Source organism: Paenibacillus daejeonensis DSM 15491, from assembly GCF_000378385.1.
Taxonomy (GTDB): Bacteria; Bacillota; Bacilli; order Paenibacillales; family Paenibacillaceae; genus Paenibacillus_D; species Paenibacillus_D daejeonensis.
The window spans coordinates 379,637-397,094 of sequence record NZ_KB899665.1; the positions used below are offsets into that span (position 1 = coordinate 379,637).

Genomic DNA, 17,458 nt, shown 5'->3' on the forward strand with positions numbered 1-17,458 from the left:
CAATAGCCTAGAAACGAACTTCTGCTGAAGCCTCAGACAACGTGCCGGTCCCGCCGCCTTGTGGGACGGACAAGACGTACACACGGTATGCATTGCCTGCGGTCAGGGCAGTTCCGTTACTGTCCACGTCAGTGGCGAACAGTGTAGTCGAGGCTGCTCCACCTTTGGCTACCTGAATGTAGCGGTTGGCGTTGACCGCAGCATGTGCTGCTCCCAGATCGAAGTTGGTGCCAACCGGCACCACGATTACAGCATAGTAAGCGACGCTGTTCTCATTCAAGGCATTCGAGAATCTGACCTGAAGCTCCGTCTTGTCGACATTCTGAACAACAGTAGCACTAACCGCCGTGGCCGGCAGTACTGGTGAGCTGAGTGTTAAGTCTGCCGAAGCCGCAGACAGTGCGTTGGTCAGCGAGCCTGTGCCTACAGAGAGAACGAATACTTTGTAAGTTACACCGTTCTGAATTGGCGCACCGTCAGTGTCGCGTGTCCCAGCGGCGAGCGTCTGAGTTAGGTTATTGCCGGTCTTGGCGATCACTGTGTAATTGGATGAAGCCACATTGTTTGCCGCAGCTAGTGTAAAGGAAGAAGCGGCGGCGGATTTGACGACGAGCACCCGATATTCTCTAACGCGCGATTCATCAGCGGCGCGGGCGAAGGAAACCTGCAGATCACGGCCGTCACCGAAGTCGCTCACATCGGCAGCACTCACGCCGGTGACCGGCTGGGCTGAGCTGTTGCTGAGCTGGATGACTGCCGAAGGCGTAGACAAGGTGTTGACGCCATTGCTTGAGCCACTGCCTACAGAGAGAACGAAGATGCGGTAATCCACACCGTTCTGGATCGGTGCGCCGTCTACATCCCGCGTTCCCGAGGCCAACGACTGACTAATATTGTTGCCTGTCTTGTTAATTACCGTGTAATTGCTGCTTGCAACGTTGGTTGCTGATGCCAGGTTGAAGCTGGCAGCGTTGGCATTCTTCACAGCGAATACGCGGTACTGGCCGATCTGAGACTCATTGGTTGCTCTGGTGAAGGATACGAGCAAATCGCGGCCATCGCCGAAGTCACTGATGTCAGTGGCTGCTACATTGGTTACAGCAGGCACGCTAAAGTTGTTGGCTAGCGTGATTTCATTACTGCCGGCTGACAAAGCGTTGCTGTTCCCGGACCCGCTCTGGCTGACCGACAAGATAAAGATACGGTAGCTAGTGCCATTGCGAATGGCCGAGCCGTTGACGTCCCGAGCACCGGAGGCTAGCGCTTGGCTGATATTGTTACCGGTCTTGTTGACAACCGTGTAATTGCTGCTGGACACGTTGTTGGCTGCTGCGAGATTAAACGAATTGGCATTGGCGGTTCTAACGACCATGATGCGGTATTGCGAAATGGCGGATTCGTCCGCAGGACGGCTAAAGCTGACGAGCAGATCGCGTCCGTCATTGTTGTCACCGATATCCGAAGCGCCAACATTGAAGGCTGGCTGGGTGCCATAATTCAGCGTCAGGTTGATGATACCCGAGCTTGCAGATAGCGTATTGCTGCCTGTGTAATTGTTATTGCCTACCGCCAATACGAAGACACGGTAGTTGATGCCGCCACGGATGGTATCCCCGTCGGTATCCCGCGCTCCGGAAGCCAGCGTTTGGATGATATTGTTGCCGGTTTTATTCACGACCGTATAGTTGCGATTGGAGACGTTGTTCGCGGCTGCCAGATTGAATGCGTCAGCCTTGTTGCTCTTCACAACCATGATCCGGTAGTGGGCAAGTGCGCTCTCGTCCGTGGCCCGATTGAAGACGACCCGTAGATCGCGCCCGTCACCGAAGTCACTGACGTCAAATGCGGTGACCGCAGTGGCACCCGCCAGTGACAGGTTTTGCGTGAGCGTGATGGCATCGGAGGCGGAGGACAGCGAATTGGCTGATTGTCCGATCGCAGCAACGAAGATGCGATAGCTGTTGCCATTGCGAATCAGCGCACCGTCTACATCACGAGCGGAGGCATCGAGTGTCTGACTCAGATTGTTGCCGGTACGGTAGACAACGGTATAATTGCCAGCTGATACTGCAAGCGCCCGATCCAGATTAAAGCTATTGGCGTTGCCAGATTTAACGACGAAGACACGATAATGATTCAATTGCGATTCATCGGCCAGCTTATTGAAGGTTACTCGCAAATCTCGGCCATCGTTCAGATCTCCGACATCCGTTGCTCTTACATTGGATACTGCCGAAATGACAGGGATGGCAGTAAGCGAGAAGGCTGCCGAGCTGCTAGATAGCGCGAATTGGCCATTGCTGTTGCCCACTGTGAGCACGAACAGCACATAAGGCTGACCCCCACGCAGGAGCTCGCCGTCTGTATCGCGGCTTTGGGCTGTCAGGGAGACGTTCAGATCCCGACCAATCGGCAGGACAGTCGTATAGTTGCGCGAAGAGACGCTGAGTGCCGCGTTTTGGTTGAAGCTTCCGGCCTGGTTCGCTTTGACCGCGAAAATGCGGTAGTGGCTGACGGGGACTTCGTTTGCCGCCATCCGGAACCCGGCTGTCACGTCGCGGCCGTCGCCGCGTGTGCCATTAATTGTGGCGTAGACGCCCGAAACTGCACTAACGGATTGTTGAGTTGTCGTAATAAATACTTGATTGGACTGCCAGTCGACTTGAGCACCCATCGCTTCACTGACGAAGCGGACCGGGACAAGTGTCCGGCCTCTGACGGCCTGCGCAGGCACATCCAGGGTCACGCTCTGTCCGTTGACGGAGGCCGTACGGGAGCCTAGACGCAGAATAACGGTCGTGCCGCTTTTAACGGCGGTAATTGTTTTGGTCGGGGCATCATAACCGACTTCGGCCTGCAAGGCTTCGAAGATGGCCCGCAGCGGCAGCAGAATGCGCCCGCCCGTTGTGACCGCAGGCTGGTCCGTGACGAGCCTGTCTCCGTTAATATAGATCGTTGTGTCGGATGCTGCCTGTACTGTTGTTTGCAGCACAGAGAAGAGTAGAATGATGGCCAAGCCTGCAGATGCCAGCTTTTTCACGCGTGTTGCCTCCCCAATATGAGATGATTTTCTTTGGAATACTACTTTGACGCGGGATCGATGCCAAAAGTTTCTAGATTTTGCGGCGTTCTAAAAATATTTATCGGTAGGACGGCCATTGACAATCAGCTACGGGGAGATTTAAGATAGCAAAAATTACGGTTTTGCTGTTCGGGAGCGCAAGCAAGGAGGAGAAACAGACGTGAATACAAACAAAACGGCCCACCCACCCATCTACACGTACATGGGAGCCGAGGACAAGGAAATTGAACGTTATGGCGAATACGCCCGCATTATTGACGGGATTCGGCAAGCGCTTCGAGAGCGCTATGGCGTCACTTATGAGCTGTATGCCAGCGATGATGCCCATAACCAGTACTGGAAGCTGCTCGAGGAGGATGTGAAGAACGAAAGTCCGGATGTCGAGCAAGTGGCCAAAATTTTCGACAGGCTGGAGGAGCGGACCTTCGCCTACGATGACGAGAAGCCAGAGCCCGAGTACAAGGTGCATTTATCCATTCTGAACAATGTGTTTGCCTATCCCAAGATGGGCGTGGCACTGGCGCGCAGCCCGTGGTTCGGCCCGCATGGGATGGGTTATCAGGACTACGTGTTTGCCGTCGGAGACCAGGAGCTCCAGGCATTTCTCGGCAATGTGCGCCTGCGCGAGCGGCAGCAGAAGATGAACCGGGTCACCGTATTTACGGATACCCGGGAGGGGATTCGCCGGGAGGACGAGCCGATTGCACGTACGGCAGGCCGTGAAGATGTCGTGATGGACGCCAGTATCAAAAAAGAGATCTTTCGATCATTGGATCAATTTTTTGACGCGGATCGCACCTTTTTCGAACGGTATCAGATCCCTTACAAACGGGGCATTCTGCTGTACGGTCATCCGGGCAACGGCAAAACGACGCTGGTCAAAGCCATTGCAGGGAGCGTGCCCGGACCAGTAGCCTACTGGCAAATTACGGAGTATACCAACAGCGAGTCGATCTCCGAAGTGTTTGATGCCGCAGCCCGGCTGACACCGATGGTGCTGGTCATTGAAGACATCGATTCGATGCCTCAGGAGGTGCGCTCGGTATTTCTAAACACGCTCGATGGAGCGACCTCCAAGGAAGGCATCTTCCTGATTGGGACAACCAATTATCCCGAGAAAATCGATCCGGGGCTGATGAACCGGGCGGGACGATTCGACCGCGCGTATGAGGTGAAAATGCCGGACGAGGCTTTGCGTTTGAACTATTTGCAGATCCGCAAGTTCGACATATTCGCTGGCGAAAGCGGAATGGTCACGGCTGCGGGCTTGACCGACGGTTTCTCTCTGACGCAGCTGGGCGAGCTGTATGTCACGGCCGCCTTGGAGTGGCACGAGCGCGGAGAGATCGATGTCGAACTGCTGGTACGTGGCATGCGCGGGGAACTCGAGAAGGGCCGCCGGCACGAATGGATGAAGCGAGGCAACAGCCAGATGGGCTTTCTGTAAGGTTTTGCTTGGCATCTTCCGGGTGGGGTATACTGGGGACAAAGAGTTCATGCGAAACTGAATCGGAAGCGGGGAGTTGAAGCCATGCTGTTCATCGATAATCAAGAGTGCCATGACCCGGCAGTCAACCTGGCATTGGAGGAATACGCGCTGCGCCATCTGCCGATGGAGGACGGCGGCTATCTGCTGTTCTATATTAACGAGCCATCCATCATTATCGGGAAAAATCAGAACACGATCGAAGAGATTCACGCCGAGCATGTCGAGGCCAAAGGGATTCACGTGGTGCGTCGTCTCTCCGGGGGCGGTGCGGTCTATCATGATCTGGGTAACCTGAATTACAGCATCCTGACGGCTGATGACGGCAAGTCGTTCCATAACTTCGCCAAGTTCGTTCAGCCGGTCATCGAGGCATTAGGCAAGCTTGGGGTAGAAGCAGCCATGACCGGGCGCAACGACATCCAGGTCGGCGAGCGTAAAATTTCCGGCAATGCCCAATACGTCTCCAAGGGTAGAATGTACACGCACGGTACGCTGCTTTTTGATTCGGACATGGAGCAGATTGTCTCCGCGCTCAAGGTCAAACCGATGAAGATCGAGTCCAAGGGAACCAAGTCGATCCGCTCCAGAGTGGCCAATATTAGCGAGTTCCTGCAGGAGCCCATGACGATCGAAGCGTTCAAGCGGCGTTTGTTGTCGGAATTGTTCCAGTGTGCGCCAGAGGATGTGCCGGTCTATCCGCTCAGCGAGGCGCAGTGGGCAGAGGTTCACCAGTTGGCGGACGAGCGTTACCGGAGCTGGGACTGGAACTATGGGCGATCACCGAAGAGTAACATTGCCCATGCGGTCAAGTTTCCTTCCGGGATCATCGATGTCCGGCTGCAGGTGGAGGAAGGCCTGCTGACGGAGATCCGGCTGTTTGGCGATTACTTCGGCGCGCATGATGTGACGGAGCTAGAAACGCATCTCAAGGGCGTCCGCTATGAGGAGCAAGCGCTGCGAGAGTCATTGGCGGACATCGATCTGAGCCGCTACTTCGGGGCAATCACCCAGGATCAGTTCATCGGCTTGCTGATGCTTCGCGATGGACAGGCCTAACGAACACACACTTGAGCCTTTGGTTCGCTATTTAGCGAAACTGAAGGCTTTTGCTTTATCTCAGCGCACTCACGGCGGCTAACCAAACAGAGCTCGTAATGCTGGACCTCCACTACCTAGTGTAGTGGCTGCGCAACCGCGGAGGTGGCTGGGGCGGCATCGGCGATGGCTGTAAGTACAGAAAGTTTACTTAGAGGAAGCTGAGACGGCATTGGCGATGGTTGTAAGTCTAGAAAGTTTACTTGGAGGTAGCTGCGGCGGCATCGGCGATGGTTGTAAGTCTAGAAAGTTTACTTGGAGGAAGCTGAGACGGCATCGGCGTTGGCTGTAAGTACAGAAAGTTTACTTGGAGGTAGCTGCCGCGCTACAGGCGTTGCTCCAACGAAAGAAACTTGCCTTAGAGGCGATTGCGGTGCTACAGGCGTTGCTCCAACGAAAGAAACTTGCCTTAGAGGCGTTCGCGGTGCTACAGGCGTTGCTCCAACGAAAGAAACTTGCCTTAGAGGAGACTGCGGCGCTACAGGCAGCACTCCAACGAAAGAAACTTGCCTTAGAGGCGGCTGCGGCGCTACAGGCGTTGCTCCAACGAAAGAAACTTGCCTTAGAGGCGGCTGCGGCGCCACAGGCGTTGCTCCAACGAAAGAAACTTGCCTTAGAGGCGATTGCGGTGCTACAGGCGTTGCTCCAACGAAAGAAACTTGCCTTAGAGGCGTTCGCGGTGCTACAGGCGTTGCTCCAACGAAAGAAACTTGCCTTAGAGGAGACTGCGGAGCTACAGGCGTTGCTCCAACGAAAGAAACTTGCCTTAGAGGCGATTGCGGTGCTACAGGCGGTGCTCCAGCGAAAGAAATGGCCTTAGAGGCGGCTGCGTCGCTACAGGCGTTGCTCCAACGAAAGAAACTTGCCTTAGAGATGGCTGAGGTGCGGTGATTGGATACTGTAGCGCACCTTATTACCTTTGCAAGGGTGTGCATCCGCTGCTTGGCTACTGTATCGGGCAAGGCTGCGTATCAACTAACTGGTGTGTAGCGCAGAATATGAACTGGTCGCGCTCCAGCCAACTCTGCCTACCCCAACTTCAGCCCGCGCTGGTTGCGATCTCGTCTCACACTGTATGCGCGCTGTTTGTGCTCCGCCCAACTCCGTCCCGCGCTGGTCACGCACTGATCCCGTCGTTGTAGCAATCCGATCACCCACCGATCACACCTCTGCCTCACACTTATCGGACAATGATTACACCTCGTGTCCCACTCTTGTCGCAATCCGATCGCCCACCGATCACACCTCTGCCTCGCACTCATGGCACAATGAGTACACCTCGTGCCCTACTGTTGCCTCATTCCCATCACCCACCGATCACACCTCTAACCTCACTCTGGTCCCCCTCTAGCCCGCTTCGGGCATCTAATGGCAATCTTGACTTGGCGAAGCGGACGATTACATGTAGAATAACAATAAGATAAGATCGCTGACCGGTCAGGCTGGCGATGACTATGGGTATGGAGTGAATAGGGATGAAATACAGAAGTACAAGAGGCCAGGTATCCGGCAAGGGCTTCGTTGAAGCGCTGCTGATGGGATTGGCCGATGACGGCGGACTGCTTATTCCGGAGGAGATTCCGGTGATTGACGCAGCCACGCTGCAGCAATGGAGCAAATTGAGCTACGAAGAGCTTTTCCTGGCGATCTTCGCCTACTATACGAATGATGAGATTCCGCTTGAGGATCTGCGGGAGATGGCTTCGCGCGCCTATGGACGGTTCCGTCATCCAGAGGTGGCGCCGCTTAAGCGTGTAGATGACAAGCTATATGTGCTGGAGCTGTTCCACGGGCCGACCTTCGCATTCAAGGACGTGGCGCTGCAGTTCATGGGCGAGTTGTATTCGTATGTCGCGCAGAAGCATGGGGAGACCATTCACATCCTGGGGGCCACCTCCGGCGATACCGGAGCAGCGGCGATTGAGGGCGTACGTGGCAAAGAAGGCATCCGGATCTGCATCCTGCATCCGCACCAGAAGGTCAGTATCGTTCAGGAGCGTCAGATGACGACTGTCGATGACCGCAATGTGCTCAATCTGTCGGTCAAAGGCAATTTCGACGACTGCCAGCGCGTCATCAAGGAATTGTTCGCAGATCTGCCTTTCAAGAGCAAATATCACCTCCGTGCGATTAACTCGATCAACTTTGTTCGGATTTTGTCGCAGGCGGTCTATTATTTCTATGCTTATCTGCGTTTGCAGGATCAACTGGACGGCGCGGAGGTTAACTTCAGCGTGCCATCCGGCAACTTCGGCAACATCTTCTCCGGCTACCTTGCCAAGCGCATGGGTTTGCCGGTGGGCAAACTGATTATCGCCACCAACGAGAACAACATTCTGGAGACATTCGTACGGACAGGACTCTACCAGTCCGGGGAGTTCAAGAGCACGCACAGTCCATCGATGGATATTCAGGTAGCGAGCAACTTCGAACGGTACCTGTATTATCTGCTTGGCGAAGACACAGCAGCTGTCTCGGAGGCCATGAAGGGCTTCCAGGAGACGGGTTCCATCAAGCTGGACGGCGAGCTGCTAGAGCAGGTACAGCGTGACTTTGCAGCCTATGGTATCGATAATGCGAGCTGCTTGTCCACGATTGAAGGCTACAACCAGAACCATAACTATTTGCTCGATCCGCACACGGCTTGCGGGATTTCTGCAACCGAGCGTTTTGCATCGGATTCGGGAGATCACCGTGTGTCCATTTCGTTTGCAACGGCGCACCCGGCCAAGTTCGATGAAGCGATTCGTCTCGTCGATATTCAGCAAGAGCTGCCAGCCGAGATTCAAACGCTGTTCACCAAGGAGCAACATCAGACGGTCATTGAGCAGCAGAAGGAAGAGATCGTTCGCGAGCTGGAGCATTTCTTTAAGTTATAATTTAACTATCACAAAACAAAACAACCGCCGTGGGAGATGCTCCTACGGCGGTTTTGCGTATCTGCTTTGTCATGATTTCAATGCGAATGCTGGAATCCGCTCTAGAATTGGGGCCGTGGTCCGTACTGCTGACAGGACGGGTGATGCGGACTCATATGAGCATAGGGATGGGCATAGGACTGATAAGTAGGCTGTGCAGAAGGCGCAGGGTACTCGGGCTGCCTGGCACCAGAGTCTCGAATGCCGGCATAGCCGTAGGAGCCGACTGATCCGTAGGTGCCCGGTGCCATGGAGCCAGGGCCGTAAGCTCCAGGAGCGGCTGCTCCTTGCCCGCCCTGAATTTGACCATACTTGATGGTTGGAGTCGCTGCCGTACTGGTGCCTTGAACCTTAGAGGTCTGGCAGTCCTTTGGCGGAGAGATCACGACCGTTTCTTTGAGCGGTGCCAGGGTCTCCTTGACCGCTTCCTGATCCAGGCAGTACGAGTAAGCGAGCACCTCTGGCGGGGTCAGACGGAGAATGTCTGAACCATAGATGACATCTGGAATCGGCGCATCGAAGATAGCTAGCAGATGCGTGTTATCTTCTGTCGCAGCGTCATAATGCCACCAGCCCTGAGGAACGTTGGCGACCTGACCTGGCTTGATTGGGAAATGTAACAGCTTGTTGGTGAACGGGTTGATAATGGAAATGACGGCCGCGCCTGCGACGCAATAGACGAGCTCCGACGCATTCTGATGGTAATGGGGCTCGACCAGGTTGTCTTTACTAAGGTAGATATCCAGTAGTGACACATTCCCCAGCGTATTGAGCTGATTGATGGTCAGCGCAGTAATATAATTGCGGGGATCCTTTTTAAAGATGACATTCTGATTCAAATCATAAGCGAATTGCACCGTCGGTGCCGTGAAGTCCATATAGGAGACTGCCATGCGAGAATCCGTCCCTTCATTTAGGCTTAATGGGGCTAGCCGATATGCTTTAAGCTATGCCAATGCCTATGGGTTGGTGCCTGCACGATTTTCTTTTGTATGAAGGCATACCTGATCGTGAGTAGCCATAAAAAGTTTACTTTTTACAAATAATCTTGTCTTTCTCTCTGGAGCGCAGACGAGGAGTCGGGATATAATGTGGGCGTGGTAAACGGCGGAGGGATAGGAACAAAAAATAGCGCTGAGGAGGCGGACTATGGGACGAACGGTAGGAGATTTTTTGCAAGTTGTGGAAGCGTTATCAGGGACCGCCGACTCCAGTGGTGTGGACGGATTGGTCTGTGGAGACCCCGAATCTATCCTCACTGGTGTGGCTGTCGTCTTCTCCGCAACCCTGCCAGTATTGGAGGCGACTGTGGCATCCGGCGCCAATCTGATTATCGCCCATGAAGGCGTCTATTATCGACATCACGCTGGCGAGGATTGGCTGTCTCAAGATAGTGTGTATCGTCAGAAAAAAGAGTGGATCACCTCGCAAGGTCTGTCGATCTGGCGCAATCACGATGGATGGCACCGCAGAGTACCAGATGGCATCATGCAGGGCTTGGTTCATACACTTGGCTGGGATGACCGGATCGATACGTATCTGCCCACAGCGGCGGTTGCAACGATTCCGCCTGTCCCGCTTGCGACGCTTGCCAAGGAGTTGAAGTTCCGGCTGGCTGCACCGTTTATTCGATTGGGTGGCGATCCGGCTATGATTAGCAGACGAATTGGTCTGCTGGCAGGCTACCGGGGCAACATGGAACAGGCGCTGCCGCTGCTCCAGGAGCATGGCGTCGATACCTTGATTGCCGGGGAGGGGCCGGAATGGGAATTGCCGGAGTACATGACGGATGCCTGCCATCAAGGGGGAGGCCGGGGACTGCTGATGGTCGGCCATGCGGTGAGTGAGGAGCCGGGTATGCGTTATCTGGCGGAGGAGTTGCAGTCACTCGTCCCGGATGTACAGATTCATTATATCGCCGGCCCGGCACCGCTCTCCGTGATTTAGAAGAGCGGTGACTCAATCGAGAGGAATCCTCCGGGCCACCGAGGGGGAATATCCTTTGACGGAGCGGAAGACGTTGCTGAAGTAGCTGATATCCTGGAACCCGCAGCGCTCAGCGACCTCAGCGACACGAAAACCTCCAGCAGCAAGCATCATTTCGGCGTGATTCACCCGGATCATGTTGACGAATTGCTTGAAGGTTGAACCAGTATCCTGCTTGAAGCGCTTGCCAAAATAAACCGGGTGGAGCCCAGTTAACTCCGCTATGGTTTCCAAGCGCAGGGGCTCGGCATAGTGGTCGGTGATATACGCTCTTGCCATTGCCATCCGTTCATCGGTCTGGCGTCCTGGTCCGAGCCGTGCCGCCAGCAGCAGCAATCGGTGAACAATCAGCAGGAATAATCCTTTGGCCTGCAGCTCGTAGCCCTGCTGCTTGGTCATCCAGACCTGCGTGAATTCTTTTAACAAACGTATCATCTCCGGTGACTGGCAGCCCTTGGTTACGGTCGACAGCGGCAGGGTCGGCACGGCTACAGGATGGAGATAAAAGTTAAAGGCATAAGAATGCATGGGATTATCGGAGCGGGTCGTCGCTTCCCGGACACTGTGGGGAGGAATGTAGAGCAGGTCGCCAGCTTCGACGGAAACCAACCGCTCATCCACATAATAGTCGGCTTGGCCGGAAACGACAAAGGTCAGGTCATGAAAACCGATTCGCTGTCTAATAATCTCCCAGTCGGGATAGCAGCGGCGGTCAACGAACAGGAAGACTTCGGGGTCCATGCTGGCATAGCGGGTCAAGTCCATTCTACGTCCCCCCTTTGCTCTTGGATCTGTAAAAGCACAATTAGACGAATATGTTTATTATACCAGACGAGAGGCGGAGAAGAAGTACATGACTACATCGATTTATGAACAGCCTGGCTATCATGGCTGGTTGAATTACAGTCGAATTGAAGATGAACAGCTGCGCGCAGCTTATGCCAACTACGGCTCCTCCATTACGGTACTGGGCGACTCCCCCATCCTGCAGTCGGCTGCAGAAGAGTTAACGACGGCCTTGGCGAGCCTGCTTGGCTTGGAGCCGGTCCGTCGGGAATCACTCTCCGGTGAGGGAATCCAAGGTATTGTAGCAGGTACGCGAGATGCGCTGAAGCAGTCCGTTCTGGAGGGCACAACCAAGGAGGAATTGGGAGACGAAGGATACGAGATTCGCACAGTGGATCGTGCCATCGTTGTGTCCGCAGAACAAGACAAAGGTGTTCTGTATGCGGTGTTTCATTTGTTGCGTCTGATTCAGACGGGGGAGTCTATTTCGCAACTGCAGATTACGGAACGACCGCTCAATAAACTGCGCATGATTAATCACTGGGACAATATGGACGGCTCCATTGAGCGTGGCTATGCCGGGCGCAGCATTTTCTTCAACGATTACAACTTTCGGGGCGACTCACGGAGGCTGAAGGATTACGCTCGGCTGCTAGCCTCGGTCGGACTTAACGCCGCAACCATTAATAATGTGAATGTGCATCGCATTGAGACTCAGCTGATTACCGAGCGTTACCTCCAGGACGTCGCTCAGGTCGCAGAGCAATTTCGGGCCTATGGCATCCAGTTGTACTTGAGCATCAACTACGCCGCCCCGATTGAACTTGGGGAACTCGATACAGCCGATCCCCTCGATCCAGACGTGAAGGCCTGGTGGGGGCGGCGTTGTGAGGAAATTTACCGGCATATTCCGGATTTTGGTGGTTTTCTCGTCAAGGCGGACTCCGAGTTCCGTCCGGGTCCATTCACGTACGGGCGTGATCATGCCGATGGTGCCAACATGCTCGCAGATGCCATAGCCCCCTACGGAGGCCAAGTCATCTGGCGATGCTTTGTCTACAACTGCCTGCAGGACTGGCGGGACCGCACGACAGATCGTGCCCGGGCAGCGTACGACCACTTTATGCCGCTAGATGGGAAGTTCCGAAATAATGTGCTGCTGCAGATCAAGAATGGTCCGATGGACTTCCAGGTGCGTGAACCGGTGTCTCCTCTGTTTGGCGGGCTGGAGCAGACGCAGCACTTATTGGAGCTGCAGATAACGCAGGAATACACGGGACAGCAGCGCCACCTGTTTTATCTGGTTCCGCAGTGGAAGACGATTCTCGACTTTGATACGCATGCCCGCGGCACGGGTTCAACTGTTGCCGAGGCTGCCAGCGGCCGCTTGTTCGGCCAACTGCTTGGCGGTATTGCTGCCGTCACCAGCATCGGCGATGATGCGAACTGGACGGGGCATGGTTTGGCTCAGGCCAACCTATATGGCTATGGGCGGCTGACCTGGAACCCGGCGACGGCTGCGGAGGAGATTGCCTCCCATTGGATTCGCATGACATTTGGCGCCGATGCAGAGGTGGAGCGGGTTATCACGGATATGCTGTTGGCGTCCCCGGATATCTATGAATCGTATACTGCACCACTGGGTGTTGGTTGGATGGTGAACCCTAACCATCACTATGGGCCCAATGTGGATGGCTACGAGTATGCCAAGTGGGGCACGTATCATTTTGCAGATTGTCATGGTATCGGTGTCGACCGTACGGTGGAGAGCGGTACGGGCTACGTTGCTCAGTACCACGAACCGTGGTCCAAGACATACAGCGCTGTGGAGACCTGTCCCGACGAATTGCTCTTGTTCTTCCATCATGTCCCTTATAGGCACAAGCTTCACTCGGGCAAGACCGTGATTCAGCATATCTATGATACACACTTCGAAGGCGCTGAGAAGGCAGCCGGATTGCTGGAGCAATGGGATTCGCTGCGCGACCGAATGGAGCCAGGCTTGCATGCAGGCGTTCGCGAACGTCTGGCTCATCAAGCGAAGCATGCCTGCGAGTGGCGGGACCAGATTAACACGTACTTTACCCGCAAATCGGGTATCGCCGATGAGCAAGGAAGAACGATTTTTTAAGCTCTAACTCCATACCAAAGCAGGGCAGGCCGGATAAGGCTTGTCCTTATTTGTCATTGCAGCCTTCTTTTTCAGAACTCTTAATCTACTCTTAAACTGGTTCGGATACGATACATGGAGTTGGCAGAAAGGGAGCCCGAGATGTCAATCGGCAGGACGGAGGGAAGGGAATGGTACATAGAAACAAGAGACGCCGGTATGCCAGCTTGTTGGAGATGTCGTGGAGAGAAAGAAAATGGAGGAAAGCATGTGAGAACATTGATTAGATGTGCATTGGTACTAGTGCTTTTGTGGAGCGGTTTGTTTCCGCATCTCACACCGACAGCGACAGCAGCTGAAGAAGGTCACGAACCCCTGGTGGTGCAGGAAATTGCTGCTGGCGGCAATGCCATGTTGGCATTGATGAGTGATGGAACCGTCCGATCGTGGGGAAGGAATACAGCAGGCCAACTGGGTGTCGGGTCCACGGGCAATCGAAATTATGCGTCAATCGTTATGCATGTTGAGGGACAGCCATTGCAAGGAATTGTGGCGATATCCTTAGGGTCGCAGCACGGTCTAGCCCTAAGTGAAGACGGCATCGTTTATTCCTGGGGAACGAATAACATGGGACAGCTAGGCCGCAGCGGTAGAGCGAATCTCGCCATGGAGATCGAAGGTTTCGACCAAAGAAAAATTAAGCAAATATCTGCTGGCGATTCCCATTCCCTGGCCCTTGATGAGGAAGGACAAGTATGGGGTTGGGGACTGAATATGTATGGGGAGGTCGGTGATGGCAGCGGTACGTTTACGATTGGTCGTCCAAGCAAAGTCAGAGCGGCGCCAGGTGTAGAATTGCAAAATATTCAGGCTGTCGCGGCCGGTCAATTTCATTCGCTTGCGCTGTCCAATGATGGTCACGTGACCGGATGGGGGATGAACAGCAACGGTCAGCTGGGTGATGGCACACAGACCTCCCGGACTTATCCTGTGGCCGTCCGAGATACGAATGGACAAGATCCCTTAAGTGAAATTAAACAAATTTCCGCCAATGGGTATTCGTCATTTGCCCTCCGAACAGACGGTACAATGCGGGCATGGGGAGACAATAGCACGTATCAGCTGGGGACAGGAACAAACCATTTTTCAATCCGGGCGGTTGTGGTCAGAGATCAGGATGGTGTTCCACTGGGCAACGTCGCTCGTGTTCATGCTGGCAGAGCTCACGTCACAGCCGTAGCTGAAGATGGCTCCTTGTGGACTTGGGGATCAAATAATGATCAACAATTAGGCTATCGGACGGACAGGACAGAGAACGGATTCGCCAGCAAGGTGATGGAAACCGAAAATGGTCCGCTTACCGATGTCCAATCGGCAGTAGGTGGAAGCACGCAAACCAGTATCTTGCGGGCAGATGGCTCCGTATGGAGCGTAGGGAAGAACAGTGATTACGTCCTGGGTGGAAACAGGCCGGAAGGACCGCAGGGAGTCGTACAACTCTTCACGCACATTACGCTCAGCGCTCGAAGTCAATCCAATTGGACGGGGGATTCACCCCGCTCTGTAACAGCGGGTGAGGAGACCGAAGTGTCTTTTCAACTGGCAGACAACGAGGGGAAACAATTCCCAGTCGCTACTGATGACGTCGTGTTTACGACGACTAGCGGGACATTGGGGATTCCTGAGTATGCTGGGGACGGAATCTACACCGCGACCTTCCGTGCAGAACAAACGGGATCCGCAGTAATCTCGGCTGCGGTTAATGGTGTGGCGTCGCCCTTCAGCTTGTCCATGGAGATTACCGCGGGTGCGCCAAGCCGGACGGGCTCCTCGCTTCATGCGGGGCAGGAGCAAGTGACGGTTCACGAAACGGAGGGAGCCCTGATCCAACTGGAGCTTGGCGATGCATGGGGCAACCTCATCGATATCGACGCGGCGCGAATATCGATTACCACGTCGTTGGGAACGGTTGGACCTATCACCAAGCTAACGCCCGGTGTGTATGAAGCGCAGCTGCATTCCACAGAGACAGGGACAGCCATCTTCGAAGTGTTGGTAGACGAGGAACCCTTGGAGCTGGAGACGAGTGTCGTGTTTATATCGGATGATCCAGATCCTGCGCGCTCGGTGTTCACCTCCAACCGGCAGTTCCTGCCTGCTGATGAAGAGCATCTGGCCACACTTGAATTGCAGATGTATGATCGGTTCGGCAACACGCTAACACAAAGCGGGGGCGACTTGCTGCTCACCACCAGCTTGGGCAACATCGGTGCCGTGACCGAATCGGCCTTCGGCGTCTATACTGCTTCTCTGTCTTCCCTCACGCCAGGCCAAGCCGTGGTTCAGGCCTTCCTGGACGAGCAGCAGATGGGAGAGACTGTGGAAGTGGAGTTTGTTCCGCTTGTGGAACAATTATTATTCACGGAGGAGAGTTACGAAGTTGTTGTTGGGGAAAGCGTTCAGCCGCATGTTCTAGCCCGTTATTGGGATGAGGTTGAGCTAGACGTCACGCTCCAAACGACATTCGAAGTTTCAAATCCGGAACTCGCTTCAATCCAACCCGATGGTACAGTAACGGGTGAACAAGAGGGTGAGACCACACTGGTGGCGACATTCGGCGCCTACCAAGCGACCGTCCTACTCACCATTGCAGCACGGCCTGGCACGGACCCGGGGACGGATCCAGGTACAGATCCAGGAACGGATCCAGGTACAGATCCAGGAACGGATCCTGGCACGGACCCGGGAACGGATCCAGGTACGGACCCGGGCACGGATCCCGGAACAGATCCCGGTACGGATCCAGGTACGGATCCAGGAATGGACCCAGGTACAGATCCGGGAACGGATCCAGGTACGGACCCGGGCACGGATCCAGGTACGGACCCGGGCACGGATCCCGGAACAGATCCCGGTACGGATCCAGGTACGGATCCAGGAACGGACCCAGGTACAGATCCGGGCACGGATCCAGGTACGGACCCGGGCACGGATCCCGGCACGGATCCAGGTACGGACCCTGGCACGGATCCAGGTACGGATCCAGGAACGGACCCGGGCACGGATCCAGGTACAGATCCAGGAACGGACCCTGGCACGGACCCGGGAACGGATCCCGGTACAGATCCAGGTACTGGCCCGGGGACTCCTCCCGGCTGGAGTCCAGGCCCCGGGTCTGGTGGCGGAAGCAATTCAGAAGACAATCCAGGGGAGACTCAGCCTGAGCAGCCTGTAACGGAAGATAATGAAGAGCCAGGAGGGGAGGCACCAGAAATGCCCGTACAGCCTCTGTTGTTAACAGATGTCGCAGGACATTGGGCACAAGAAGACATTGCTAGAGCTGTGAGAATGGGGATCGTGTCGGGATATCCCGACCATACCTTCAAGCCGAGTGGCATCATAACAAGAGCTGAGTTCTTGGTCATGCTCAGTCGAGCGCTTGGACCAGTACACGAATCCCTGACGATTCCCCGCATGCCAGAAAGAGATACATGGCCTGAATGGGCGCGTGAAGACATAGAACGCATGATGGAACGTGGGATCGTCCAAGGATACCCTGATGGAAAATTTTATCCATCTCGTCATTTGACTCGAACAGAAATGACCGCTATGGTTAGTCGGGCAATCCATTTGCCTATCACGGCAGTTCCGGCACAAACGACATTTGCTGATGATCTGGATATCCCAGCTTGGGCAAAACCGATGATCGCGACTGCTGCATCGTACAATCTGGTCAACGGGCGAGGGGACAATTATTTTATTCCGGACGCCACGACAACACGAGCAGAGGCTGTCGTAGTCATTCTTAGAATGTTGGATTTATACCAAGGTTAATGAAAAGGAAAAAGTTGGAGCAAAAACATCCTGTTTTCGCTCCAGCTTTTTTGTTCTGCCATCAGAGTAGGTTTAGCGTACCGAACGAGGTGCACTATGTTACTTAAATTGCACCATCGTGCGGGAATCCGCTGAATTAGGTGCACAATGTTACTTGA

Annotated in this window: 10 protein-coding genes; 7 read left to right on the plus strand and 3 right to left on the minus strand. The window is 54.6% G+C overall.

Annotated elements, in window-relative coordinates:
• Positions 1–7 precede the first annotated feature (7 nt).
• A complete protein-coding gene (locus tag F556_RS0120380) occupies positions 8–3,040 on the minus strand; it encodes a copper amine oxidase N-terminal domain-containing protein (RefSeq protein WP_020618850.1) in 3,033 nt (1,010 codons plus the stop codon).
• Positions 3,041–3,284: 244 nt separating this feature from the next.
• Between F556_RS0120380 and F556_RS0120385 the strand changes: the two genes are divergently transcribed.
• The 4 genes from F556_RS0120385 (at position 3,285) to thrC (ending at position 8,545) form a co-directional block, all read left to right on the plus strand.
• Positions 3,285–4,529, plus strand: a complete 1,245-nt coding sequence (locus tag F556_RS0120385) for an AAA family ATPase (protein WP_051108759.1) — start codon at positions 3,285–3,287, stop codon at positions 4,527–4,529.
• An 84-nt stretch (positions 4,530–4,613) separates the two neighbouring features.
• A complete protein-coding gene (gene lplA / locus F556_RS0120390) occupies positions 4,614–5,627 on the plus strand; it encodes a lipoate--protein ligase (RefSeq protein WP_020618852.1) in 1,014 nt (337 codons plus the stop codon).
• 346 nt (positions 5,628–5,973) lie between these two features.
• Positions 5,974–6,486, plus strand: a complete 513-nt coding sequence (locus F556_RS0120395) for a hypothetical protein (RefSeq protein WP_020618853.1) — start codon at positions 5,974–5,976, stop codon at positions 6,484–6,486.
• 655 nt (positions 6,487–7,141) lie between these two features.
• Positions 7,142–8,545: a threonine synthase gene (thrC, locus tag F556_RS0120400; protein ID WP_020618854.1), complete on the plus strand. Its 1,404-nt coding sequence runs from the start codon at positions 7,142–7,144 to the stop codon at positions 8,543–8,545.
• A gap of 101 nt (positions 8,546–8,646) precedes the next feature.
• On the opposite strand, the gene F556_RS34670 is transcribed toward thrC, so the two are convergent.
• Positions 8,647–9,477: a cupin domain-containing protein gene (locus F556_RS34670; protein ID WP_020618855.1), complete on the minus strand. Its 831-nt coding sequence runs from the start codon at positions 9,475–9,477 to the stop codon at positions 8,647–8,649.
• A 256-nt stretch (positions 9,478–9,733) separates the two neighbouring features.
• Here F556_RS34670 and F556_RS0120410 point away from each other — a divergent pair, with 256 nt between their 5' ends.
• Positions 9,734–10,531, plus strand: coding sequence for a Nif3-like dinuclear metal center hexameric protein (locus tag F556_RS0120410; RefSeq protein WP_020618856.1), 798 nt, complete (start codon positions 9,734–9,736; stop codon positions 10,529–10,531).
• 12 nt (positions 10,532–10,543) lie between these two features.
• On the opposite strand, the gene F556_RS0120415 is transcribed toward F556_RS0120410, so the two are convergent.
• Complete coding sequence (locus F556_RS0120415) at positions 10,544–11,335, minus strand: AraC family transcriptional regulator (RefSeq protein ID WP_020618857.1); 792 nt, start codon at positions 11,333–11,335, stop codon at positions 10,544–10,546.
• An 88-nt stretch (positions 11,336–11,423) separates the two neighbouring features.
• Between F556_RS0120415 and F556_RS0120420 the strand changes: the two genes are divergently transcribed.
• Both F556_RS0120420 and F556_RS37240 read left to right on the plus strand, forming a co-directional pair.
• Positions 11,424–13,487, plus strand: coding sequence for an alpha-glucuronidase family glycosyl hydrolase (locus F556_RS0120420; RefSeq protein ID WP_020618858.1), 2,064 nt, complete (start codon positions 11,424–11,426; stop codon positions 13,485–13,487).
• A 249-nt stretch (positions 13,488–13,736) separates the two neighbouring features.
• Complete coding sequence (locus tag F556_RS37240; protein WP_169447615.1) at positions 13,737–17,300, plus strand: RCC1 domain-containing protein; 3,564 nt, start codon at positions 13,737–13,739, stop codon at positions 17,298–17,300.
• Positions 17,301–17,458 lie beyond the last annotated feature (158 nt).

Bases quoted from the DNA above. Each gene is read 5' to 3' on its own strand.
- F556_RS0120415 (WP_020618857.1), bottom strand. From the start codon at position 11,335: ATGGACTTGACCCGCTATGCCAGCATGGACCCCGAAGTCTTCCTGTTC.
- F556_RS34670 (WP_020618855.1), bottom strand. From the start codon at position 9,477: ATGGCAGTCTCCTATATGGACTTCACGGCACCGACGGTGCAATTCGCT.
- F556_RS0120420 (WP_020618858.1), top strand. From the start codon at position 11,424: ATGACTACATCGATTTATGAACAGCCTGGCTATCATGGCTGGTTGAAT.
- lplA (WP_020618852.1), top strand. From the start codon at position 4,614: ATGCTGTTCATCGATAATCAAGAGTGCCATGACCCGGCAGTCAACCTG.
- F556_RS0120410 (WP_020618856.1), top strand. From the start codon at position 9,734: ATGGGACGAACGGTAGGAGATTTTTTGCAAGTTGTGGAAGCGTTATCA.
- F556_RS0120385 (WP_051108759.1), top strand. From the start codon at position 3,285: ATGGGAGCCGAGGACAAGGAAATTGAACGTTATGGCGAATACGCCCGC.
- thrC (WP_020618854.1), top strand. From the start codon at position 7,142: ATGAAATACAGAAGTACAAGAGGCCAGGTATCCGGCAAGGGCTTCGTT.